19 protein-coding genes are annotated in these 21,446 nt (G+C 65.4%); 5 read left to right on the top strand and 14 right to left on the bottom strand.

Annotated elements, in window-relative coordinates:
- Positions 1–44: 44 nt before the first annotated feature.
- The 3 genes from GGR39_RS08725 to GGR39_RS08715 all read right to left on the bottom strand — a co-directional run bounded on the left by GGR39_RS08725 (position 45) and on the right by GGR39_RS08715 (position 2,398).
- Positions 45–599 (bottom strand): hypothetical protein, encoded by a 555-nt coding sequence (locus tag GGR39_RS08725; RefSeq protein ID WP_183616762.1) that lies wholly within the window; start codon positions 597–599, stop codon positions 45–47.
- An 81-nt stretch (positions 600–680) separates the two neighbouring features.
- Entirely contained in the window at positions 681–1,685 is a 1,005-nt protein-coding gene (locus GGR39_RS08720; RefSeq protein WP_183616761.1) for a hypothetical protein, read from the bottom strand.
- Positions 1,682–2,398: a 2OG-Fe(II) oxygenase gene (locus GGR39_RS08715; protein WP_183616760.1), complete on the bottom strand. Its 717-nt coding sequence runs from the start codon at positions 2,396–2,398 to the stop codon at positions 1,682–1,684. Before GGR39_RS08715 ends, GGR39_RS08720 begins: the two co-directional genes overlap by 4 nt.
- Before the next feature lie 89 nt (positions 2,399–2,487).
- Between GGR39_RS08715 and GGR39_RS08710 the strand changes: the two genes are divergently transcribed.
- Together GGR39_RS08710 and GGR39_RS08705 are read left to right on the top strand one after the other, a co-directional pair.
- On the top strand, positions 2,488–3,216 hold the full coding sequence (locus tag GGR39_RS08710) for a 2OG-Fe(II) oxygenase family protein (protein WP_183616759.1): 729 nt from the start codon (positions 2,488–2,490) through the stop codon (positions 3,214–3,216).
- Complete coding sequence (locus GGR39_RS08705) at positions 3,213–4,901, top strand: tetratricopeptide repeat protein (protein WP_183616758.1); 1,689 nt, start codon at positions 3,213–3,215, stop codon at positions 4,899–4,901. Before GGR39_RS08710 ends, GGR39_RS08705 begins: the two co-directional genes overlap by 4 nt.
- 67 nt (positions 4,902–4,968) lie before the next feature.
- Here GGR39_RS08705 and GGR39_RS08700 read toward each other — a convergent pair whose 3' ends face one another.
- The 8 genes from GGR39_RS08700 to GGR39_RS08665 form a co-directional block, all read right to left on the bottom strand.
- The gene (locus GGR39_RS08700; protein WP_183616757.1) at positions 4,969–7,833 is read right to left on the bottom strand and encodes a TonB-dependent receptor domain-containing protein; all 2,865 of its coding nucleotides are present in this window, start codon (positions 7,831–7,833) and stop codon (positions 4,969–4,971) included.
- A 375-nt stretch (positions 7,834–8,208) separates the two neighbouring features.
- On the bottom strand, positions 8,209–9,219 hold the full coding sequence (locus tag GGR39_RS08695) for a type II secretion system F family protein (RefSeq protein WP_183616756.1): 1,011 nt from the start codon (positions 9,217–9,219) through the stop codon (positions 8,209–8,211).
- Between the two features lie 16 nt (positions 9,220–9,235).
- Positions 9,236–10,207, bottom strand: coding sequence for a type II secretion system F family protein (locus tag GGR39_RS08690; RefSeq protein WP_183616755.1), 972 nt, complete (start codon positions 10,205–10,207; stop codon positions 9,236–9,238).
- 49 nt (positions 10,208–10,256) lie between these two features.
- Positions 10,257–11,576 (bottom strand): pilus assembly protein CpaE, encoded by a 1,320-nt coding sequence (locus GGR39_RS08685; protein ID WP_183616754.1) that lies wholly within the window; start codon positions 11,574–11,576, stop codon positions 10,257–10,259.
- A 3-nt stretch (positions 11,577–11,579) separates the two neighbouring features.
- Positions 11,580–12,212: a CpaD family pilus assembly protein gene (locus GGR39_RS08680; protein ID WP_183616753.1), complete on the bottom strand. Its 633-nt coding sequence runs from the start codon at positions 12,210–12,212 to the stop codon at positions 11,580–11,582.
- An 11-nt stretch (positions 12,213–12,223) separates the two neighbouring features.
- Positions 12,224–13,846: a type II and III secretion system protein family protein gene (locus GGR39_RS08675; RefSeq protein ID WP_183616752.1), complete on the bottom strand. Its 1,623-nt coding sequence runs from the start codon at positions 13,844–13,846 to the stop codon at positions 12,224–12,226.
- Positions 13,847–13,913: 67 nt separating this feature from the next.
- A complete protein-coding gene (gene cpaB / locus GGR39_RS08670) occupies positions 13,914–14,936 on the bottom strand; it encodes a Flp pilus assembly protein CpaB (protein WP_183616751.1) in 1,023 nt (340 codons plus the stop codon).
- 81 nt (positions 14,937–15,017) lie between these two features.
- Positions 15,018–15,746: an A24 family peptidase gene (locus tag GGR39_RS08665; protein ID WP_246388514.1), complete on the bottom strand. Its 729-nt coding sequence runs from the start codon at positions 15,744–15,746 to the stop codon at positions 15,018–15,020.
- Between the two features lie 70 nt (positions 15,747–15,816).
- Between GGR39_RS08665 and GGR39_RS08660 the strand changes: the two genes are divergently transcribed.
- Together GGR39_RS08660 and GGR39_RS08655 are read left to right on the top strand one after the other, a co-directional pair.
- Entirely contained in the window at positions 15,817–16,824 is a 1,008-nt protein-coding gene (locus GGR39_RS08660) for an alpha/beta hydrolase (RefSeq protein ID WP_343055834.1), read from the top strand.
- Between the two features lie 8 nt (positions 16,825–16,832).
- The gene (locus tag GGR39_RS08655; protein WP_183616866.1) at positions 16,833–17,918 is read left to right on the top strand and encodes an NAD(P)/FAD-dependent oxidoreductase; all 1,086 of its coding nucleotides are present in this window, start codon (positions 16,833–16,835) and stop codon (positions 17,916–17,918) included.
- A gap of 166 nt (positions 17,919–18,084) precedes the next feature.
- On the opposite strand, the gene rnhA is transcribed toward GGR39_RS08655, so the two are convergent.
- Genes rnhA through ispH form a run of 3 tightly spaced genes read right to left on the bottom strand, consistent with a single transcriptional unit; the run spans position 18,085 to position 20,504 of the window.
- Positions 18,085–18,525 (bottom strand): ribonuclease HI, encoded by a 441-nt coding sequence (rnhA, locus tag GGR39_RS08650; RefSeq protein WP_058736040.1) that lies wholly within the window; start codon positions 18,523–18,525, stop codon positions 18,085–18,087.
- 14 nt (positions 18,526–18,539) lie between these two features.
- A complete protein-coding gene (gene thrB / locus GGR39_RS08645; RefSeq protein WP_183616749.1) occupies positions 18,540–19,520 on the bottom strand; it encodes a homoserine kinase in 981 nt (326 codons plus the stop codon).
- 9 nt (positions 19,521–19,529) lie between these two features.
- The gene (gene ispH / locus GGR39_RS08640) at positions 19,530–20,504 is read right to left on the bottom strand and encodes a 4-hydroxy-3-methylbut-2-enyl diphosphate reductase (RefSeq protein ID WP_183616748.1); all 975 of its coding nucleotides are present in this window, start codon (positions 20,502–20,504) and stop codon (positions 19,530–19,532) included.
- A 95-nt stretch (positions 20,505–20,599) separates the two neighbouring features.
- On the opposite strand from ispH, the gene GGR39_RS08635 reads away from it, so the two are divergent.
- Entirely contained in the window at positions 20,600–21,322 is a 723-nt protein-coding gene (locus GGR39_RS08635) for a hypothetical protein (RefSeq protein ID WP_183616747.1), read from the top strand.
- The last annotated feature ends 124 nt before the right edge of the window (positions 21,323–21,446 follow it).

Below are 21,446 nucleotides of genomic sequence, written 5' to 3'. Positions count from 1 at the left end.
CCGTTTTGGGTGCCTATAACGCGTTCATCTACAAATGGTTGCGATCAGTTCATCCGTTGCCCTTTTACACCATTTTGGCCGTTGAACCGTACCCAGTAGGAACCGAGCGCGGCGCGCTCGATCTGCACTTTTTGACCTACGCGCGGATCGATGAGTCGCGTCGGCGCTTCTAGAGTTTGCCATCGTGCGCCGCCTTCCGCGATGCTGAATTGCCAGCGACCGCGCGGCAGTGCGGTGAGCGTGGTGATCGTGCTGTCCAGTTTCGCCACGTCCTGGTCGCTGACGTCATTGTCTCCGCCACCGAACAGGCCAAGCTTGGGCAAGCTGAAGCCGAACAGGGATCGCCGCATGGACTTGGCCTGTTCACGATCGACGACGCTGATCTCCCCCTTGTCGGCCGCGGCGACGAGTGAGGATGCTTCCCGATCATAGCAGGCGAGGCGTGCGGCATCTTCGCGGATCGCCTTGCAGGTTGCGAGCTTGTCGATCGCGGCGGCGCGGGCGCGGCTCTGCTTGTCAGCCGCCGCGGCAGTGCCCGCCGCTATGGGTGCAAGCGAGAGGATGATGGCGGCAAGGCCGAGGCCGTGGCGTGCGTGCATGGAGTATCCCCCTGTATTGACGAGGCGCTGTGTTGATGATGCGCGATCCGGTTCGCGAGTGTTGCCGATCCGCCGTGCAGGTCAAGTCTCGCGATCGGGCGGCGTCGGTTGGGACAAGCTGAACCGCAGACCTGCTTCGGCCGCCCAGTCCAAGGCGTGGGCGAAGACGGACCCGTGGTGGCGCTCTACCTCATCGTCCAGAGCGCTTTCCTGTGCCGGATCGAACGGGGCGCCTCCCTTGGCATGGCGATCGGCGAGGGCGGTGAAGCGCTTTGCCACTTGCGGCTCCTTCAAAGGCAACTCCAGCGCCTGCGCCAACAGCATCGCGCCTGCCACGGGATCGCGCTTGAAGATGGCGGCGTCCAGGCTTGGGCGCGGGCCAGCGCCGGCGAAGAGGCGATATTGTAGGTCCAGGCTGACGAGCGCGAGGCGAGCGGCGGGGAGCAGCGACGGCGGCTCTTGCGGCGATGTCTGCGCGGCGGCGGCAAGCAGGGCGTCTCCACCACGCACCATCCGCGCGAAGTGGGCGGCGCTGCGCAACACGTAGCTGATCCGCTCGCGCCCTCCGCGAAACACCGCGACAAGGTAGGGGCGTGGCGCCATGGTCATCAGCGCCAATTGGGCTCCGGTGGCGGCCCAGTGCGGTGTCAGCACATTGGCCCAGTTGCTCGGCTTGCTCAGCGCGGTCTCGCCCGCCACTGGCCGCGCCAGCAGGGCGTCGATCACGCGGGGTGTGGTTGGGCTGACTTCCCCTTGCACGATGGCATCGGCTAAAGCGATCTCGATCGCCGGCTCTCGCCAAACTCTGGTAATGCCCGGAACATCGAGAAGGCGCGCCGCCAAGGTCGATCCCCCGAATGCCATGTGAAGGAGCGCACGGCGCGGCGGCGCATCTGCGGCAAGCGCAGCAAAGTCCCGCGCCGGGAGTAGTGGGCCGTCGGCAGTCCAGAATTGCGCGCGGCCATCCAGAAAGGCGAGGCGTCGCGCCGCGTCGAGATCGGCGTGAACAAAGCCGATCCGGCCTTGCGCGTCCAGCGCGTGGGGCAGCAGGGCCGGGTCCTGCCACACGGCTTGCGCCTTCGTCATCGCGCGCGCAGCCAGCCGGTGATTGCGTAACGCCGCCAAGCCGCGGCCCGCGTGACCTGGCTGACGCTGTGCATCTGGCCTATGCCAAACAGGTCGAGCGTGTTGAACCCAGGTGACACGCCCGCCACGTCATGGTTGCTCTTGTGCATCAGCAACAGCCCGCCCCACTCGATCCGCCAGACCGGATTGAGGCCCAGAACATAAGCGGCAAAGCGCTTCTTGCCCGCCACCTTGTCGTCATGGCCCGTAAGGAAGTCTCCTGGAGCATAGGCGGTGGCCTGGGCATCGGCGAAGGCGATCGCTTCATCGCCCACGATGCTGCGCAGCAATTCCCGCGCTGGCCCCTCCGAAAGGAAGCGGGCAAAGGCGGCCACGATATCGTCGCTGGCGGCGCGTTGCGCATCGTTATCGGGCACCCGCACCGCCTCGTAGCGATACTGGAAGCCGGACCGCGCACCGGCATGGACCGCATCGTCCAGCTGGCTAAGTTGCTCGGGCGTCAACTGCGCGCGCGTGGGGCGATCAAGCTCCACCACGCGCTCGCCACTGTTCATCACCTGCTTCCAGTCCTGCCGCGCGGCGAGGGCATCGCGCAATTGCTGCGCACCACCTCCCGCCAGGAAATTGCCGATCCGCACGCGGCCCTGCTCGCGATACGTGCGGGCAAGAGCCGTTGCGTCGATCGCGGGGTTGAGGGTAAAGGTCACGCTCATAGCCGCGACGACATGCACCAAACCGCGCCGTTCTCAAAGCGTGCGCCGTGCCTGTATATCGCCACGCCTGTTCAAGAGAGGCCACCTGCGTGACCATTCCCCTTTTCGAGATCAATCCCGATCTTGATCGCGCGGACCTGCAGCGCCGATATCGCGAACATGGCCGGGTGCAAGTGCGCGATGTGCTGACCGAGCGCACGGCCAACGTCATTCGCGATATCCTGGAAAGTCAGGTGCCATGGGGTTTTGCCTGGCAGGCGAGCGACCATGCTCCGCAACGCATGACATCGGAGCAACTCGCTGCGATGCCGATTACGCGGCGGCAGGAGATTGCCCAGGTGCTGCAACAGGCCGCGGGCAAGGGCGACTACGCCTTCCGCTTCAACAGTTTCGCCATGGTGGAAGCCTATCTGGCGCAGGCGAACCCCGGATCGCCGATGGACCTGCTGGTGGAGCACTTGAACGATCAGCCGTTTCTCGACCTTGTTCGCGAAGTGACCGGCATCCCCACGCTCCTCAAGGCCGATGCACAGGCGACGTTATACGCGGGTGGAGACTTTCTGGGCCTGCATAACGACAGCCAAGTCGCCGATGGCTGGCGCGTCGCCTATGTCCTGAACTTCGCGCGGGAGTGGAAGCCGGACTGGGGCGGCTATCTGAACTTCTTCGACGATCAGGGCGACATCATCGAGGGGTGGCGTCCTCGTTTCAACGCACTCAACTTGTTCGCGGTGCCGCAGCCGCACAATGTCGGCTATGTGCCGCCGTTCGCCCCGGTCGGGCGGTTCGCGATCACGGGCTGGGTGCGCGATCGGTGAGCCGGGTCGCATCGCCAGCTCTGCTGCGTGAACAGGCCTTGGCCGCTGAGAAGCGGGGAGACGGCGCGGGTGCGGCGCCGTTGTTCGATCAGGCGATGGCGGCGGCGCCCGGTGACGCGGCCCTGGCCAACAGCGCGGCGGGCTCCGCTTTGCGACTGGGACAGACCGCAAGGGCTCTGGCCCTCTATGAACGCGCCACGAAGCTGAACCCGCGCTCTGCCGAGTTCGTGATCAATCACGCCATCGCCTTGGGAGAAGCGGGTGAGGTTTCGACCGCGCTCGACCGGCTGGCTAAAGTGCAGACCCTGGCGGCGCGCGAAGTGCGGTACTGGTCGGTCCGGGCCGGGCTGGAGCGGCAGGCCGCCGATCTGGATGCCGCAGCGCACAGCTATGACCGTGCCCTGGCGCTCTCGCCTCAGCATGGCCTGTCGCTCCACGGCCGCGCCCGTATCGCGCTGGAACGGGGCGAGGATGATGCGCCCGGCCGCTATGAGCAGGCGCTTGGCGTCGACAGCGGCAACCCAGAGCTATGGCTGGGCCGCGCCATGGCGCTTGACGCAGGTGGCGCCGCGGCTGACGCGCGCGCGATCGCCCAGCAAGTGGCCGATGCCTTGCCGGGCTGGCCCGAAGCGCAAAAGCTGCGCGCGCAACTGGCGTACGCTGCGGGCGCATCGGAGACGGAGTTTGCCGCGCATTACGCAGTTGCCATCGCCAAGGCTCCGACCCAAGCCGCGGACTTGTACCTTAGCTGGAGCGAGGCGCTGGCCGGTGTCGCTCGCCACGATCTGGCGGCGCAAGTCGCGATCCGTGCCGCGCAGGCGCACCCTAACGATCCGCGCATCCTGCTCCTCGCCGCCGCGACTGCCAGTCGGGTGGGTGATTGCGATCGGGCGAGCGGCCTTATCGCGCGCCTGGGCGAGGATACACCCGCCGCACGCCTCGTCGCCGCGCGCCATCGCCTGCGTCTGGGAGAGCCCGATCGCGCCGAGGCGCTGCTGGGGCGCCATCTGCAAGACCAGCCGGAAAGTATCGAAGGCTGGGCCCTGCGCAGCCTCGCCTGGCGCAAGGTTGGTGATGAGCGCGAAGCGTGGTTGCACGGCCAGCCGGGCCTGATCGATCGCGTGCCGCTGGAAGAGGAAGCGGCGGACTTTGCCGGTGCGGTAGCCGTGCTGGATCGGCTGCACGATGCTTCGGCCCAGCCGATCGGCCAATCCGTGCGCGGCGGCACGCAGACACGCGGCGCGTTGTTCGCGCGTCTCGAACCGGAACTGCGGCAACTGCAACGCGCGATCCAGGCCGCGCTGGAAAGGCACCGCGCCCAATTGCCGCCCGCGGACGAACATCATCCGCTGCTGCGTCATCGCGATGCGCCGTGGCGGATCGCTGGTTCCTGGTCCGTCCGCCTGGCGGCGAACGGGCAGCATGAGGTGCATATCCATCCGCAGGGAATGCTGTCTTCCGCGCTCTACATGCGGTTGCCCGAGACAATCGACGCGGTGAATAAAGACGGCTGGCTGGAAATCGGCGGCGCGCCACCGGACCTGGGCCTGGACCTTGCACCCACGACCCTGTTCGAGCCCCGCGAAGGCACGCTCGCCCTGTTCCCCAGCACGCTTTATCACGGCACTCGCCCGTTCACCGGCGGCCACCGCCTGACCGTCGCCTTCGACGCCGCTCCCGCCTGAACCAACCAACAAAAAAGGGCGGAGAGCTTACGCTCCCCGCCCACGTTTTAGACTACGTTATTCAGCCTTAGAACTTCACTCGACCCGAGATGAAGAAGTCGCGGCCAAGCACATCGTAGGTGCCAGGATAGGTATTCGCCTGCTCCTGGTTATCGCCCGACAGCAGCGGCTTCTTGTCCAGCAGGTTGTTGACACCGAATGAGAGATTGAAGCTCTCCGTGGCATCTACGCTAAACGACAAGTCAAACACGTTGTAGGCCTTGAGACGTTCGGCGGTGTAGTCCGTCGAAGGATCGTCATCGCGCACCGAAGACAGGTGACGCCACCGGAAGCTGGTGGTGACGGGGCCATCGATCCAGGAAAGACGGCTCGTCCACTTCCACTTGGGGATCGGATTGCCGCAAACGAGGGCACCGAACTTGCCTGCGCAATTGGTGAACTGGTCTGAGAGATCCTGAACCGGGGTTATGATCTGCTTGTAAGTGTAAGTCGCGACGGTGTTGAACGAGATCTTCGACGATTCACCAGCCAGACCGAAGTTCAGAGGGCGAACGTAGTTCAGCTCGAAGTCAACACCCTCTGACTTGAGGCCACCGGTATTGGCGTTGAGGACTTGTGGGTTCACCTCACCATCGAACTGGCCCAGGGCGTTGCGAGTGCCGACAAAGGCCTGGCAATACGGGCTGTTGATGTTCTGGATAACGTTATAGCACAGTGATAGCGAGTTTGCGAGACCACCGCCGAGAGCGTCGATCGCACCGTCGATCTTGATCTTGAACCAGTCCGCCGTGAACGACAGGCCCGGGATGAAGGACGGTCGCACTACCACGCCAGCAGTATAGGAATCCGAGGTTTCCTGCTGCAAGTTCGGGTTGCCACCGAAGTTCCCCTGGATCTGCGTGTTGATCTGGAGGCCTGCAGTTCCCACAGCCGCCGCTGGTACGCCGGTAGCGATACACAAGTTACGAACAGTGGCGTTACCGGCAGCGCTGGCAACAGCGCAAGGATCAACCGCGGTTGGGAAGTTGACGAACTGACCGCCGAACAATTCAGCCACGTTGGGCGCGCGGATGGCACGCTGATATTGACCACGGAACGTGATGTCCCGAACCGGGGCGTACTCTGCCGCACCCGAATACGTCCACACACCGCCTACAGCATCCAGCGAATAGTCGGAGTAACGAACGGCGCCGGTCACTTCGAGACGGGAAATGCCAGGACGGTCCGCGGCAATCGGCACGCGAAGTTCGGCGAAAGCTTCCTTCACGTTGTAGCTGCCGTCGGTCGGCTGACCGGCGTTGAAGCCGATCACGTCACCTGACGAAAGCGCGGTGTCCGGGATGAAGCGCGAGGAGACCTTGCGGTATTCACCGCCGATCGCGATGCCGACATCATCACCACCCCAGCCCAGGTTGAACAGCGAACCGCTGACCGATGCGCTGGCGACTTGAAGGGCGGAAACGTCACCGTTCTGCGAGCGGATCGTGATGGCATTCAGCGCCGCTGGCGAGAGCGTGCCGGGGCCGAAGATGTTGATCGGCGTGCCGACACCGTTCAGGCCCGCCTGGAACGCGGAGCGCGAGATGTTGCCATCCTGCACCTGCGAGTTCCGGGTACGCGCATACATGTAGTACACGTCGTAATTGAAGCGGTCAGTGATCGGACCCTTCATGCCGATGAGGGCGCGGAACGAGTTGCGCTCGTCTTCCTGAAGGCGGCCGCCGCTTTCGTTGATGCGACGCTGCACGGCGATCGGCACGATGCCGTCACCCACCACACGGTTACCATTGCCGGCGATCGCGTCCAACTGACGAAGAGATGCCGCGTTCGCTGCCGAGATGAACGGCGAGACGCTGTTGATATCGACCTGGAACGTGCCCGTCACTGGCGTGGAAGCCAGCAGGTTCTTCACGCGGTTATTGGTGAAAGTCGCCTCTACATAAGCAGTGTGGCCGTTGCCGATTTCATAGTCACCGTAGCCACCCAGCAGATAGCGCTCCTGCGGCACCATCAAGTAGTTGTCAGGGGCGTAGTTATAAACATCCGCGCCGGTACGCGGACGGGAAACGCCGGGGGCGGTGAAGTATGCGCCGCCGCCGCAGAAGATGTTGCCGGTGGGGCAATCCGCTGCTGCGTATGTCGAGGTGAAGCGGCCGTTCGGAGTGGTGGAGGAACCACCGAACTCATAGCCACCCGCGCCATCGTCCGTCAGGATGTTGCGCGAGAACTTGCGCGCGCCCTGGCCGATCGAGGCACGCTTGTAGTACTCGGCGAAAACAGTGGCGTGGCCGCGGCCTTCCGCGAATTCGGAACCAAGTGCGACGTAGGCTTCGTAACGCCGGCCATCGCCGCGCTGGGTCAGGTTGTACTGCGCGCCGGCTTCGACGCCTTGCACGTTCTTCAGACGGAAGTTGACGACGCCCGAGACAGCATCCGAACCGTAGACTGCCGAAGCGCCACCGGTGACGATTTCGACGTTGTCGATCAGGAACGACGGGATCGTGTTCACGTCAACGACTTGCGAGGTATCGTAGAACATCCAGCGACGGCTGTTTACAAGGACCAGCGTGCGCTTGTCGCCCAGGCCGCGCAGGTTCAGCGTGGAAACGCCACCGCCAGGATTGTTCGAGAACGAGTTCACGCCAGGAATTACCTGCGGCAAAGTGTTGATCACCTGCTCGACGTTGACTGCGCCCGAAAGCTTGAATTCTTCGCTGGAAACCACGGCGACAGGTGCAGCGGTCTCAAGATTACGACGGGCGATGCGCGAGCCGGTGACGACGATGGCGTCGGCCGGGGCGGCGTCGGCTGCTGTGCCGGCGGGCGTGCTGGTCGGGGCGTCCTGTGCTTGAACCGGCGATGAGGCCAGTCCGGCGAAGGCTCCGAGGCAGGTTGCGCTGAGGAGCGCGGCCTTCTTGAAGGAGGTTGTCACTGTGTTGTGTCCCTTGTTGCTTTCGAGCGCCCAGGCTTGATTTGACCCGCTGAACTACTCGGATGCCGGCTTGCCCCGCTGTGACGCTGAACTGCCATATTCGAGTTGTTGCCTGAGCATTGCCGGCGTTCAACTAGATTTAGGGGAGCTAAACAGATCGATCGGGAACTGTGTTTTTAACGCCACAGTGCTTGTCCCGCAATCGCGGGACAAGGGCTAAAGGGCGCACAACGCGGTGACTTCTGCCGGTATACGGACTGTTGCATATTGGTCGTGTTCTAATCCTGACCGTTCAAATGCGTGGCAGCGCCTGCATCGGCGGATGTAACGGGCGGGCGGCGATATTCGTCGGCGAACGCCTGTGATGGCCCGGCGCTACTTCGCGCCGGGGCCACCGCCCGAGAATGCGTCTGCGATGGAGCATGCCGCCGGCCCCAGGATCACGATGAACAGCACCGGCAGGATGAATAGGATCAGCGGTATCGTCATGATCGCGGGCAGGCGCGCGGCTTTTTCCTCTGCGCGCATCATGCGCTCGTTGCGGAACTCGGCCGAAAGCACGCGTAGCGCCGAAGCGAGCGGCGTGCCGTAGCGCTCGGTCTGGATCATCGTGGTGACGACGCCGCGCACGGAATCAAGGTTCACGCGGTAAGACAGGTTTTCGAATGCCATGCGGCGGTCGGTCAGGAACGCCAGCTCGATCGAGGTGAGCGCGAATTCATCGCCCAGCTCGGGATAGGCGCGGCCCAGTTCACGCGCCACGCGGTCAAACGCGGCATCCACGGTGAGGCCGGCTTCGGCACAGATCACCAGCAGGTCGAGCGCGTCGGGCAGACCCTTGCGGATGGCATCGGTGCGCTTGGTGATCTTGTTCTGCAGGAAGATGTCCGGGCCTTTGTAGCCGGCGCCAACGGCGAAGGCGAAGGCCATGAACCGCTTGAAGCTGCTCCACTCCGGCCAATACTCTACCCAATAGACGAGCAGGCCCACGACCGTTCCCAGCACGATCGGCGCGACAAGGCGCGCGAAGATGACGGCGACGGCATATTCCTTCTTGCGGATACCCGCCTGGAACAGCTTCTGCTGGACGGCCTTGATCTGGCTGTCCTGCAGCATCTTGAACGAGCCGAGCACGTTCGTCAGCTTGTCGGTCGCCTCGGTGCGGCGCACCACGCTCTGGCGTTTGCGCGGGGCGACGGCGATACCGGCCTTCAACTGTTCGCGCCGCTCGCCCAGCGCCTTAACGCGCTTGGCCATCGGATCGCGCACGGTGATCGCGGTGTAGATCGCGAAGATCACGGCGGCAGCGGCGACGGCGATCAGCAGCGTGCCGATAAAGACGACATCGAAGCCCAGGATGGTCGGACCGGCGGGTTGGGTGAGCATGTGCGTAAGTCCCCGGTCAGATTTCGAAGCTGACCATCTTGGCCATGATGAAGGCGCCCATGCTCATCCAAACCATGCCGCCAAAGCCCGTCACCATCAGCCGCTCGTCGATGAAGAACTTGCCCAGATAAAGCGGATTGACCCAATAGATCAGGCCGAAGACGATGAACGGCAGCGAGCCGACGATATAGGCCGATGCCTTCGATTCCGAGCTCATCGCCCTGATCTTCAGCTTCATCTGCGCGCGCTTGCGCAGCACGTCGGACAAGTTGGCCAACGTTTCGGCCAAGTTGCCGCCGGTCTCGCGCTGGATGGCCAGCGTGATGCAAAAGAAGCTGAACTCCGCCATATCGAGCCGGTTCGCCGTGTCCTGGAGCGCGTCCTCCATGGTCTTGCCGATCTTGATACGTTCGGTGATCAGCTTGAACTCCTCGCCCACAGGGCCGGGAACTTCGGTGGCCACGATGCTGAGCGTTTCGGACACGGGAAGGCCAGAGCGCAAACCGCGCACCAGCAGTTCGATCGCATCCGGAAACTTCACGATGAATTGCGTCGTGCGCTTCTTCACCAGATGGCCGACCACGACATGGGGTACGCCGGCACCAACGAACAGGCCGATCACCAGCGCCAGGATCGGCGCGCCGGATTTGAGGAACACCAGCCCCGCCACGACCACAAACAGACCACCAGAGACCATCAGGTACTGCTGCAGCGTCCAGTCCTTGCCGGTGCGGTGCAGCCGCAGCGCCAATGCTTCTACGCGCGAGCTGGAGCCGGCGATCTGGTGCATCTTGGGCCGTCGTGCCGCCACAGCCTTGCGCATCTGCGCTTCCACGCGATCGACGGCGCTTTCCGAATGGCGATAGCGCACCTGGCCCAGACGCCGGGCCGATTCCTTTTGCGGCGAGGGGCCCGCGAACGCCAGCCACACCATCGCCAGCGCGGCGAACAGGCCGCCGGAAACGAGCAGGAGGTGGAGCATGTTCATAGCGGTAATCTCGCTTTCAAAGGGTCACGCGATCGTGGGCAGACGGGCCTCAACGGCCGGTCTTGCCCCCGGCGCTGACCTTGCCCTTCACCTTTGCCTTGGCCGGTGCGGAGGACTTGTCCCGCTTGGGCAGCATCGCCTTGAAGTCGAACTTGCCCAGCAGGGTTTTCTTCGTGGCGGTGCCGACCTCTGCCGCATCGGCGCTGCCGATCACCAGATGCGCCAGTTCGCGGATCGCGGCCCCGGCCTTGCTGGCGCGATTGGAGTGCGCGAACGTCTGGCCCAGCTTGGCGGCGTTGCTGGAACCCTTGATGTCGTAGGGCACCAGCAGGGTGAGCTTGCGCTCGATAGAGGCTTCGAAATCGGCCTTGGTGATTTCCGCGAACTGGGCCTGAACCTTGTTCGCCGCCACGATGACTTGCGCATGCGGTGCGTTGGACTTCACCCACGAGAGCAGGCGGATGCAATCCCGTGCCGACGCGAGCGACATCTCCGTCACCAGCACCACCACGTTCACCTCTGCCAGCAACTGCGGGAAGTTCACCAGCATGCTGCGCGGCATGTCGATCACGGTCATCTCGAAGGCCTGGCGGAACTCTTCCTGCAACTGCACGAAAGCGCCGCCGTCGGTCAGCAGCGGGGCGTTCATCGATGCTTCGGCCGAAAGGATCGCCAGGTTATCGTTCGCGCGGATCATGGCGCGCTCGATGAACAGGCCGTCGATGCGGCTGGGGTTGTCGATCGCGTCGGTCAGGCCGCGGCCCGGCTCAAGGTCCAGCGTCAGCGCGCCGGTGCCGAAATGGATGTCGAGATCGAGCAGCGCGGTGGAAAGCTTGTCCTCCGCGCTGAACATCCACGCCAGCGAGGTGGCGAGCGTGGAGGCGCCGACGCCGCCACGCGTGCCGATGACGGCGGTGGAGATATGCCGCTTCTCATCGGTCGCATCCACGACCTTGGGGGTCGAGAAAGCGGTCTGCGCCTGCGACAGCGCATCGCGCAGCGTCGCGGGCGAAAGCGGCTTCAGCAGATAATCGTGGATGCCGCTTGCCAACAGATCGCGATAGAGGCGAACGTCGTTCACCTGGCCCACCGCGAGGACGACGGTACCTGGCTCGCACACTTCGGCCAGCGCGTTGATATCGTTCAGCGGGTCTCCGCTTTCGGACAAGTCGACCATCAGGATATTGGGGCTGGCCGCGATCGACAGGGACTGCACCGCGCTGCGCAATCCGCCGCGGATGCAGCGTTCGGTCTGCCAGCCAAGCTCGTTGGCCACCGGGCGCAGCACATCGAGCGAGGCATCGTCGCACATGTATGCGGCAAAGGGCTCGCGTCCGTTCGCGCCGCCGGCTTTCCAGGGTGCGTTCATGGCTCAGTTCCCCTTGCTGGTGGTGGCCTTCAGGTCGCCCTGGCCGGAAGGGATCTTGGTACGATAGGTGTTGATCGCCTTGTTCGAGCTCATGATCGTGGTGTCGCTGTCAGACCCGTCACCCTTCACCAGATGTTCCGGGTTGGCGACCATCGCGGCCAAGTTGGTGTTCACCGAGCAACCGTAGTTGGGCGAAAGGCCGTTGCGGAAGTTCGCGTCGGAGTGGGCTGACCAGTCCGGGCAGCCATGAACCACCGCCTTGCTGCGGGTGAGGACAATGCGAGTGGTGCCCGCTTCCACCACGCCGGTGCTGGCGGGCACGGCATCGTCCAGCACCAGGCTGTATCGCGCGGCCAGCGCTTCCACCATCGCGCGGGTCTCGGGGCTCTGCATCGGATCTTCGATGCTGATCTTGTCACCATAGCGAGGCGTCAGCGCCTCCATCCAGCCCGCCAGCCGCTGCTGTTCGGGGTAAGGCAGGCCGCCGTTGCCGGTGGCCAAATCGAGCGTGTAGTTCACATGCTCCACCACCGGCTGATGCTGCGAATACATCGTGCGGTTGGTGGGCATCCCCGCGCACCCGGCGAGCGAGATGCCAAGGGCCAGGGCAGCGATGGAAAGAAGGCGGTGCGTCATCGTCGATCCCTTCAGAACTTGGTGGCGAAGCCGGGCGCGACGCTGCCAGCGTTCGCACTGCGCTTGGCAGCTTTCCCGGATGGCTGGCGGCCCATGGGCGATGCCGCGCCAAGGCCGGGCGCCTGGATCGGGCTGGGCGCGACCGAGGGCTTGGGCACAGGCGCGCCACTGCCGGAGTGGCTGTTGGTTTCCATGTTGCCCAGGATGCGCTGGAGATCGTCCGGCGCGCTGAAGCCGTCGGTCGGCAGGGCGATCTGGTTGCCGTCCACCGGGTTCACCAGGTACGGCGTCACCACGATGACCAGTTCGGTCTCACCCTTGCGGTAACTGGTGGAGCGGAAAAGCGATCCCAGGATCGGCAGGTCACCCGCGCCAGGCAGCTTCTGGATCGTGTTCTGCGAGTTGTTGCTGAGCAGCCCGGCGATCATGAAGCTCTGGCCCGAGCCCAGTTCCACGGTCGTTTCGGTGCGGCGCACGGTGATGCCGGGCACGGAGTAGCCGTTCAGCACCAGCGAGCCTTGCGTGGTCAGTTCCGACACTTCGGGGCGGACGCGCAGCGAGATGCGGCCGTTGGACAGGACCGTGGGCGTATAACTGAGGCTGACGCCGTATTTCTTGAACTCGATCGAGGTCGCGCCCAGGCCCTGAGAGATTGGGATCGGATATTCGCCGCCCGCCAGGAAGTCTGCCGTCTCACCCGAAAGCGCGGTGAGGTTAGGCTGCGCCAGCGTGGTGACAAGGCCGACGTTCTCGCCTGCGTCCAGCGCGCCCAAGACGTTCATGCCGAACAGCTTTCCCATGCCCGCCAAGGTGGTCAGACCCTCAATTCGGCTGATGTTAGTCCCTGGCTGCTGGACCAGCTTGATCGATGTTGGATCAACTTGTCCGTTAGGAAGAATTTTTATGGCGGTTGGATCGATTGTGTAGCCTTGGACCTTTGAACCGACGCCTAGAGGAAGGGCACGATCGGTTGTCACATAGTCACCAGGTTGGCGACCCTGCCCAAGCCCGAACTTGAAACCACCTGTTCCGTCGATCGTAGTTAGATTCGAACTCAGCTGCTTCACCAGCGAGCGACTGACTTCTGCAAAGCGCACCTGCAAGTTCACCTGCAACGGCGTCGCGGTGCGTACGCGGCTGATCACGTTGGCTTCCTTGCCGACGTAGGCCTGCACCAGGCGTTCTGCTTCGGCCGCGTCTTCCGGGGCCTTGACCGTGCCGGTCAGCAGGAAGGTGTTGGTACCCATCGTCGACACACCAACCTTGGCGTCCGGCATGGCGAGGCGCAGCATGGAGTCCACGCTGTCCAGGTTCGAGCCGACCCGCACGTTGGCGGACCACACCACATCGCCCTTGCCGTTGCTGGCATAGACCGTGGTGGTGCCGCCGCTCTTGCCGAAGACGTAGAGCTGGCGCTGCGATTTCACCTGAACGTCCGCTACGGCCTCGTTCGCGACGAACACGTCCGCCATGGTGCCGGGCAGGCTGATCAGTTGTCCGGCGCCGATCGAGAGCTGGATGTCCTGCGCGGGGCGGATCATCGCTTGCGCGGCGGCGTGCGTGGCGGGCAGCAGCGCCAGGGGCGCGGCGGCGCACGCGGCGAACAGCGCGGTCCGGAATAGACGGAAAGTCATGGGCGTACCCTTCTGGGCGTGGTGGCGGCGGTCCGCCGGGTGACGAGTGGTGAGGGCGCGGGCCATCTTACTTGCCCGCCGCTTCATCGGTGGTGACCTTGCCGCGCGTCACCCGAACGATCGGACCACGCGGCGCGGAAGCGGCGACCGGCGGCGCGCCGGGGCCGGAAGGCGGGGCCATCATCGGGCCAGGTGCAGGCGTAGCCGAAGGCGGCACGTAGCGCGAAGGCTGGAAGCGCGAGACATCGCCGCCGGTGGCGAACGTGGTGGCGCCCTCGATCGGATGGCTCATCGCCTGGCGCAGCAGCATGTCTTCCTGCTCCTTCGAAGCGCCTTCGGGCACTTTCAGTTCGCCGCTGGCCAGCACACGCTCGAAGTCCGCCTGGTTGTCCGCCAGCGGACGCAGGCTGAGGCTGAGCTGGCCGACCGATTCGGCGACCGAGATCTTCTCGGCGATGCGCGGCGTCACTTCGAGAGTGACGGTGCGTGAGGATTTCACCACGCTCTTGCCCTCGACCACTTCGCTGGACGTGGCCTGGTCCGTGGCCAGAACGCGCAAGTTGCGCAGGAACGTCTCGGCGGCCTTCAGGTCCTGGCTGCCGTCGCCGGTCTTTACCGACTGCGTCAAAACCAGATCCACGCGGTCACCCGGGAAGACGAACCCGCCCACGCCGGAGGTGTCGGACACCGGGATCGTGATCGCTCGCATGCCCGGCCCCAGGGCGGCGGCCAGGAAGCCGCGATCGCCCGGAGACACCAGCGCGCCTTGCGTCAGCGGCTGGCCGGCGGTGACCGGATAGCGCACCACCGTGCCCAGCAGCTTGCTCATGTCGGCCTGGCCGTCGATGAAGTAGGCGTCCTGCACCAGTTCGGCAGGCCAGTCCTGGAACGACACGGAATCGGCGGTGATGATCGTGCCGGTGGGCAGCGCTTGCTTGGCCACCAGCACCTTGGGCCCGACGGGCTTGACCGGGACGGCGGCAGCCATCGGCGCGGCAGCGCCTCCGGAGAAAACCGTACGCGCCGCAAAGGCCGTGGTCACCGCTATCAGTAGAGCCGCCGACAGTAGCAGCAGCTTCTTCTTATCCATGGCTTGCCAGCCCCCTCAAGAACCCCGAATTGATCCGTTCAATTACGGGCGAAATGGTAAACATCGGGTTCACTGCGGTTCTTATCCAAGGACCGCGCCGCTAAGTGCCGGAAATACCTGGTTTTGCAGCAGCACCCACAAGGCGGCGGTGGAAATCGCGACTCCGTACGGTATCGGGATAGCCCCGCGCTGGCGGCGGAAGATGTGGCCCATGCCCACCATCAGCGCCCCAGCCAGCATCGCTGCCAGGACCGCCAGCATCATTCCGCCCGGCAGCACCGCCGCCATCGTCGCCGTCGCATCCGGGGTGATCAGCGGGCGTCCCGTGGCGGCGGCAAAGCCCACCGCGCACGTGCCCATCACCCAAACCGACGCGGCGAAAGTCGCCAAACCGTTGCGCAGCGCTTCCTGCGGCGATCGGCGCATGTTGAACACGCCCATCGCTACCGAGGCCGCACCGCCCACCACGCCCATGATCACGATCAGTTGCACGAAGCTGCCCGGCGGGAACCACAGCGCCAGCGCCGTCAGCAGCTTTACGTCACCGCCGCCCATCTGCCGGGCCGCATAGAGCGCGAAGGCGAGCAGGAACGTGATCAGCATCAACCCCAGCTGGAACAGTACCGCCACCCAATCGAGCCCCGCCGCCAGCCAGTACAGCGGCGCGGCCAGAGCGATCCCGGCGTTCAGCCAGTTGTCTATCTCACGCCGGCGCAAGTCGGTCACGGCCGCCACCAGCAGCGCGGTTGCCAAGGCCGCCAGCAATGCGTACGAAATCAAGCCGCCCAGCATCTCGGAAAGGTCTCCCATGTCGGGAGGTCGATTTAACGAACATGACTTACCGAATAGTAACCACGCCATTGCAGCGAGGCCGGGTGCGGTGAGCGATCCGGATGTCCTGACGCGGGCGGCCGCTGCCTACGATGGCCGCTCGATCCCGCCGGGTGCGCAGGAAACCACGTGGCGTGCGGCGGATGGGCAGTTGATCCGGCGACTGGACTGGCCGCAGCCGGGCAAGGCCCGTGGCGCGCTGCTGTTCGCGCCGGGCCGGGCGGACTTCTACGAGAAGCATTTGTCCGTCCTGTACGAATGGCACGCGGCGGGCTGGCATGTCAGCTCGATCGATTGGCGCGGGCAGGCGATGTCGGGGCGATTGGGCCTGGATGCGACGACCGGCCATGCCGACGATTTCGCGCCTTGGGTGGCTGACCTGGCCGCGTTCTGGCGCAGCTGGGAAGCCGATGCGCCCGGCCCGCATGTGCTGGTCGGGCACTCGATGGGTGGACACCTGGCCCTTCGCGCGGTGGTGGAGCGGCAGGTCCGCCCGGATGCGCTGGTGCTGGTCGCGCCGATGCTGGGCCTCAATCCCGGCTGGGTTCCGTCCACCGTCCTGCATCCGCTCGGCAACTTGGTGGCGCGCCTGCGCCAACGCCATCAGCCTGCGTGGAAGTGGGAGCGCGGGCTGGTGCCGCTGTCCAACATGCGGATGCAATTGCTGACGCATGACGATGTGCGCTTCGCCGATGAGGACTGGTGGTACGAACAGCGGCCCGATCTTGCGCTGGGCCCGCCAAGCTGGGGCTGGATCGCCGCGGCGCTGGCTTCGATCCGGGGGCTTGATCGGCGCGGCGCGCTGGAGTCGGTGGATGTGCCGGTGCTGCTGCTGGGCACCACGGCCGATCGCCTGGTGTCCTGGCGCGCAATCCGGCGCGCGGCGGCTCGGATTCCGAAAGCCGAACTGGTGACGTTCGGCTCCGAGGCTCGCCATGAAATCCTGCGCGAATCGGCCACGGTGCGCCAGCGCGCGCTGGATGCCGTGGCCCGCTTCCTGGATCGCGCGGTCCCGCCTCAAAATCATTCTCAGGCTCAGGCGCAGGCTGGGGACTGAGCATGAGCATGGCGCGGTTCGATATCGCCGTGGTCGGCGCAGGAATGGCGGGCGCGTCCCTTGCGGCCGAACTGGCGGGACGGGCGCAGGTGCTTGTGCTGGAGGGAGAGGACCAGCCGGGCTATCACACCACGGGCCGCTCCGCCGCGTTCTGGACCGAGAGCTATGGCGGACCCGGCGTGCAGCCGCTCACCAGTGCGTCGGGGCCGTTGCTCCAGGCGCTGGGCGTGTTGAACCGGCGTGAGGCGCTCACGATCGGCACCACGCAGCAGGCCGCAGAGGTGGAGGCGTTCGCTCGCACTTACGAAGCGCTGGGCATCGAGGTGCAACGGCTGGACCGCGCGGCGCTGGCGGCGCGCATCCCCGGCTTGCGTTCAGCCTGGACCCACGGCGCGCTGGAGCCCAGTTGCTGTGACATCGACGTGGCGGCGCTTCATCAGCACTACCTGGCGCAGCTGCGGGCAGGGTGCGCACAGCTTTGGTGTCGCGCACGGTTGATCGCGGCGGCGCGAGATGGCGGCGGTTGGTTGCTCACCTTGTCGGACGGACGGCAGGCACGGTGCGACGTGCTGGTCGATGCCGCCGGGGCCTGGGCGGATGGCGTGGCCGATATCGCCGGTGCGGCCGCGCTGGGCATCATGCCCTATCGCCGCACGATCGCGCAATGCCGGGTCGACCCCGCGGTCCCCGCTGACCTGCCGCTGGTGCTGGATGTGGCTGAGCAGTTCTACTTCAAGCCCGAGTCAGGCCGGCTTTGGCTCAGCCCACATGACGAAACGCCAAGCCCGCCGTGCGACGCCGCGCCTGAGGAGATCGACATCGCCGTCGCGCTGGAGCGCCTGGGCGCGGTGGTGGACTGGACGGTCGCGCATGTCGAACATCGCTGGGCCGGCCTGCGCAGCTTCGCGCCAGACCGACTGCCGGTCTATGGCTTCGACGTGCAAGTTCCCGGCTTCTTCTGGTTTGCCGGCCAAGGCGGCTTCGGCATCCAGACCGCCCCCGCGGCGGCCAAGCTGGCGGCGGGCCTGGTGCTGGGCGAACGCTGGGGGGAAGTCGATCCGGAGCCTTATTCGCCGGGCCGCTTCATAAGGTAGCGCTGCCATGTCTCGACTTCGCTCGACACGAACGGACGGGGCTTTTGTTGAGTGCTCAGGTTCGAGTCCTTTGCCTCTCCTGCCAGGGGGTGGACATAAACCTCACCGCACACACCGTTCGTGTCGAGCGAAGTCGAGACACGCGAAAGCCAACCGCGCGAAAGCGCTATCGCTTGCTCACCGCCAGCGCCGCGTCGCTCGCCAGTTTGTCGGCGCGCTCGTTCTCGATGTGGCCGTCGTGTCCGCGCACCCATTTCCAGCTGATCTTGTGGCGATGGCAGGCCTCGATCAGATCGTGCCACAAGTCGGCATTGCGCACCGGCTGCTTGCTGGCGTTGACCCAGCCCTTCTTCTGCCAGCCGTGGACCCACTTGGTCATGCCGTCGATCACGTAGCGGCTGTCAGTGCAGACGGTGACTTCGCACGGCTCTGTCAGCGCGTTGAGGCCACGGATCACCGCCGTCATTTCCATGCGGTTGTTGGTGGTGGCGGGGTCAGAGCCCGACATTTCCTTTTCGTGCTGGCCCATCCGCAGGATCGCGCCCCAGCCGCCGGGGCCGGGATTGCCTTTGCAGGCGCCGTCGGTGAAAATCTCGATCGTCTTCAAGGTTAATAGACCGGTCAGGCTGGCTGGAAAATCCCGGCATGGCCGTCTTGGCTGTAGAATTCAAGCCTGCGGGCAAAGGCCATCGGGTCCTTGGGCGTAACCAGCGCATCGGCGGGCGTGTTCGCCCAATCGTACGCGCGCGTCGCCAGAAACCGCAGAGACGCGCCGCGCGCCAGCAGCGGGAGGGCGGCCCGCTCGGCATCGGAGAGGGGGCGCACGGCGTCATATCCCGCCAGCAGCGCGGCGGACAGTTCCGGCATGAAGGTGCGCCCGTCGGCCGAAAAGCACCAGGCCGCATGCGTCACCGCAACGTCGTAGGCAGTGATATCCACGCAGGCGAAGTAGAAGTCGATCAGGCCGGTGACGCGCTCGTCCAGCATCAGCACGTTGTCGGGAAACAAGTCGGCATGGATCACGGAGCGAGGCAGGTCGGTGGGCCATCGGCCCGAAACCAGCGGCAACTCGCGCGCCACCAGCGCCGCCAGCTGCGGGTCGATCGCCGAAAGCCCGTCCGTGCCGCAAGAGCCAAGCAGCTCCGCCCAGGCCGCGCAGCCCATGCCGTTTTCCCGCTGCCCCGCAAAGTCCCGACCGGCCAGATGCACTTGCGCCAGCGCGGCACCCACCGCGCGCGCCTGCCCCGGGGTCGGCTCGCTGACGGAGACGCCGGGCAGGAATTCGATCAGGGCCAGCGCCTTGCCCTCGTACAGGCGGTAGCTGGCACCGTCGCGGTCATGGATGGTGCGCGGCACCGGGCAGTCCCGCGCGGCCAGATGGTCCAGCAGGTCGAGGAAGAACGGCAGGTCGCCGATCTCCACGCGGTTTTCGTACATCGTCAGGATAAAACGCCGCGTGGCGTCGAAGCATTGCGTCTCCACCAGCCAGTTGCTGTTCGAGACGCCCTCGGCGATGCCCTTGGCCGAAACCAGCGTGCCCACGTCGAACGCGGCGATGATCCGTGCCATCTCCTCGGCGCCCAGGCGCGTATAGACTGCCATGCGGTGCGCTCAGTCGGCGAGCTGGCGAGGCAGCTTGAACGTGATCCGCTCACGCGCGGTCACGATTTCCTCCGCCGTCACGGTGCGCAGTTCGCGCAGCCGCGCCAGCACTTCGTCCACCAGCGCTTCGGGGGCGGAGGCTCCGGCGGTGATGCCCAGCGTCTTCACGCCATCCAGCCACGCCGGATCGATCTCCGTCGCGCGCTGGATCATGTGGGATTTCGATCCGCACCGCTCCGCCACTTCGACCAGCCGCAGCGAGTTCGAGCTGTTGGGCGCGCCGATCACGATCACCATGTCGCACTTGGGCGCGATTTCCTTGACGGCGGCCTGCCGGTTGGACGTGGCATAGCAGATATCCTCCGCCTTGGGCGCGACCACCTGGGGAAAGCGCGCTTCCAGGGCGGCGATGATCGCGGCGGTATCGTCCACCGACAGCGTCGTCTGCGACAGGTAAGACAGCGGGGCATCGGCCGCGAACGACAAGGTGGCGACATCGTCCACCGTTTCGATCAGCGTCATCGCGCCGTCCGGCACTTGCCCGAACGTGCCGATGACTTCCGGGTGACCGGCGTGGCCGATGAACAGGATGTGCCGGCCTGCCTCGATCTGGCGCTCGGCCTGGCGGTGTACCTTGCTCACCAGCGGGCAGGTGGCGTCCAGCCAGTCCAGCCCGCGCGCGGTGGCGGCGGCGGGCACGGCCTTGGGCACGCCATGCGCGCTGAAGATCACCGGCACACCGTCTGGCACTTCGTCCAGTTCCTCGACGAAGACCGCGCCCTTGGCCTTCAGGCTATCGACCACGAACTTGTTATGCACGATTTCGTGACGGACATAGACCGGCGCGCCATAGCGCTCGATCGCCCGCTCCACGATCTCGATCGCGCGGTCGACTCCGGCACAGAAGCCGCGCGGCGCGGCGATCAGCAAGTGGAGCGGCTCGGTTGCGCCACCGGGGCGCGTATCGGGAAAGGGCGCGTTCATCCTGCGGCCTCTAGCGCTTTGCCGCGCGTCTCGCTAGGGCAAGCGCAATACAGGCGTCCGATGGGGGCCTGTCATGGCCGACCAAGGATGCTTCGATGATCGCACGCCGCCTTTCTCCTTCCATTCGTGGCTCCGTTCCCGTTCTTTGCGCCGCCTCCGTGCTGGCGCTGTCCGCCGGGGCTCTGGGAGGCTGCGCCAAGAAGGGCGATATCGTGGTGGACGAAGGCGTGGGCATCACCGCCATCCGCTCACGCTGCCCCTCGGTCGGCATTCCGGACTATACCGGCGATGTCACCTTGTTCCGCAACCCGGGGGACAAGACCGCGGGCAACGTCGACGTGGTCGCCACGATGACCAACGTGCGCACCCAATGTGCCGAAGACGGCGCGCAGCAGCCCGGCGCCCCAGCGGGCAGCGCGGACAAGGTCTATGCCACCGTCACCTTCGACGTGCAGGCCCGCCGCAGCGACACTGCCGGCGCGCGCCAGGTGACAATCCCCTACTTCGTCTCGGTGCTGCAGGGCACCTCCACCGTGGCCAGCAAGCGCGTGGGCTCCATCACCGTGAACTTCGCGCCGGGCCAGGAGCGCGCCCAGGCCCAGGGCACCGGCGCCGCCTACATCGATCGCGCCGCCGCGACCCTGCCCGAAGACGTGCGCGAACGCATCACCCGCAAGCGCAAGGCCGGTGACACCGACGCCGCCGTGGACCCGCTCTCCGACCCCAAAGTTCGCGCCGCCGTGGATCGCGCCTCGTTCGAACTGCTGGTCGGCTTCCAGCTGAACGCGGACCAGGTGGCCTACAACGCCACGCGGTGAGGTGGGGCTGCGCGACTGGCCGGGTTCCGTCGAGGCTGAACCGACGTAAGAGATACCCGTCGCCCCGGACTTGATCCGGGGGGCGCGACCTTTCAGACATTCCCGGAAAAGCGGGCTCCCAGGT

The organism is Novosphingobium fluoreni (assembly GCF_014196615.1).
GTDB lineage: Bacteria > Pseudomonadota > Alphaproteobacteria > Sphingomonadales > Sphingomonadaceae > Novosphingobium > Novosphingobium fluoreni.
Note: the sequence above shows the minus strand (reverse complement) of the source record. Positions and strands in the feature narration are given on the sequence as shown.

What these genes read in the sequence shown, in the direction of transcription:
- GGR39_RS08720 (WP_183616761.1), bottom strand. Translation starts at nt 1,685, where the DNA reads ATGACGAAGGCGCAAGCCGTGTGGCAGGACCCGGCCCTGCTGCCCCAC.
- GGR39_RS08635 (WP_183616747.1), top strand. Translation starts at nt 20,600, where the DNA reads ATGATCGCACGCCGCCTTTCTCCTTCCATTCGTGGCTCCGTTCCCGTT.
- GGR39_RS08680 (WP_183616753.1), bottom strand. Translation starts at nt 12,212, where the DNA reads ATGACGCACCGCCTTCTTTCCATCGCTGCCCTGGCCCTTGGCATCTCG.
- thrB (WP_183616749.1), bottom strand. Translation starts at nt 19,520, where the DNA reads ATGGCAGTCTATACGCGCCTGGGCGCCGAGGAGATGGCACGGATCATC.
- GGR39_RS08685 (WP_183616754.1), bottom strand. Translation starts at nt 11,576, where the DNA reads ATGAACGCACCCTGGAAAGCCGGCGGCGCGAACGGACGCGAGCCCTTT.
- GGR39_RS08690 (WP_183616755.1), bottom strand. Translation starts at nt 10,207, where the DNA reads ATGAACATGCTCCACCTCCTGCTCGTTTCCGGCGGCCTGTTCGCCGCG.
- ispH (WP_183616748.1), bottom strand. Translation starts at nt 20,504, where the DNA reads ATGAACGCGCCCTTTCCCGATACGCGCCCCGGTGGCGCAACCGAGCCG.
- GGR39_RS08675 (WP_183616752.1), bottom strand. Translation starts at nt 13,846, where the DNA reads ATGACTTTCCGTCTATTCCGGACCGCGCTGTTCGCCGCGTGCGCCGCC.
- GGR39_RS08695 (WP_183616756.1), bottom strand. Translation starts at nt 9,219, where the DNA reads ATGCTCACCCAACCCGCCGGTCCGACCATCCTGGGCTTCGATGTCGTC.
- cpaB (WP_183616751.1), bottom strand. Translation starts at nt 14,936, where the DNA reads ATGGATAAGAAGAAGCTGCTGCTACTGTCGGCGGCTCTACTGATAGCG.
- GGR39_RS08655 (WP_183616866.1), top strand. Translation starts at nt 16,833, where the DNA reads ATGGCGCGGTTCGATATCGCCGTGGTCGGCGCAGGAATGGCGGGCGCG.
- GGR39_RS08665 (WP_246388514.1), bottom strand. Translation starts at nt 15,746, where the DNA reads ATGGGAGACCTTTCCGAGATGCTGGGCGGCTTGATTTCGTACGCATTG.
- GGR39_RS08725 (WP_183616762.1), bottom strand. Translation starts at nt 599, where the DNA reads ATGCACGCACGCCACGGCCTCGGCCTTGCCGCCATCATCCTCTCGCTT.
- GGR39_RS08715 (WP_183616760.1), bottom strand. Translation starts at nt 2,398, where the DNA reads ATGAGCGTGACCTTTACCCTCAACCCCGCGATCGACGCAACGGCTCTT.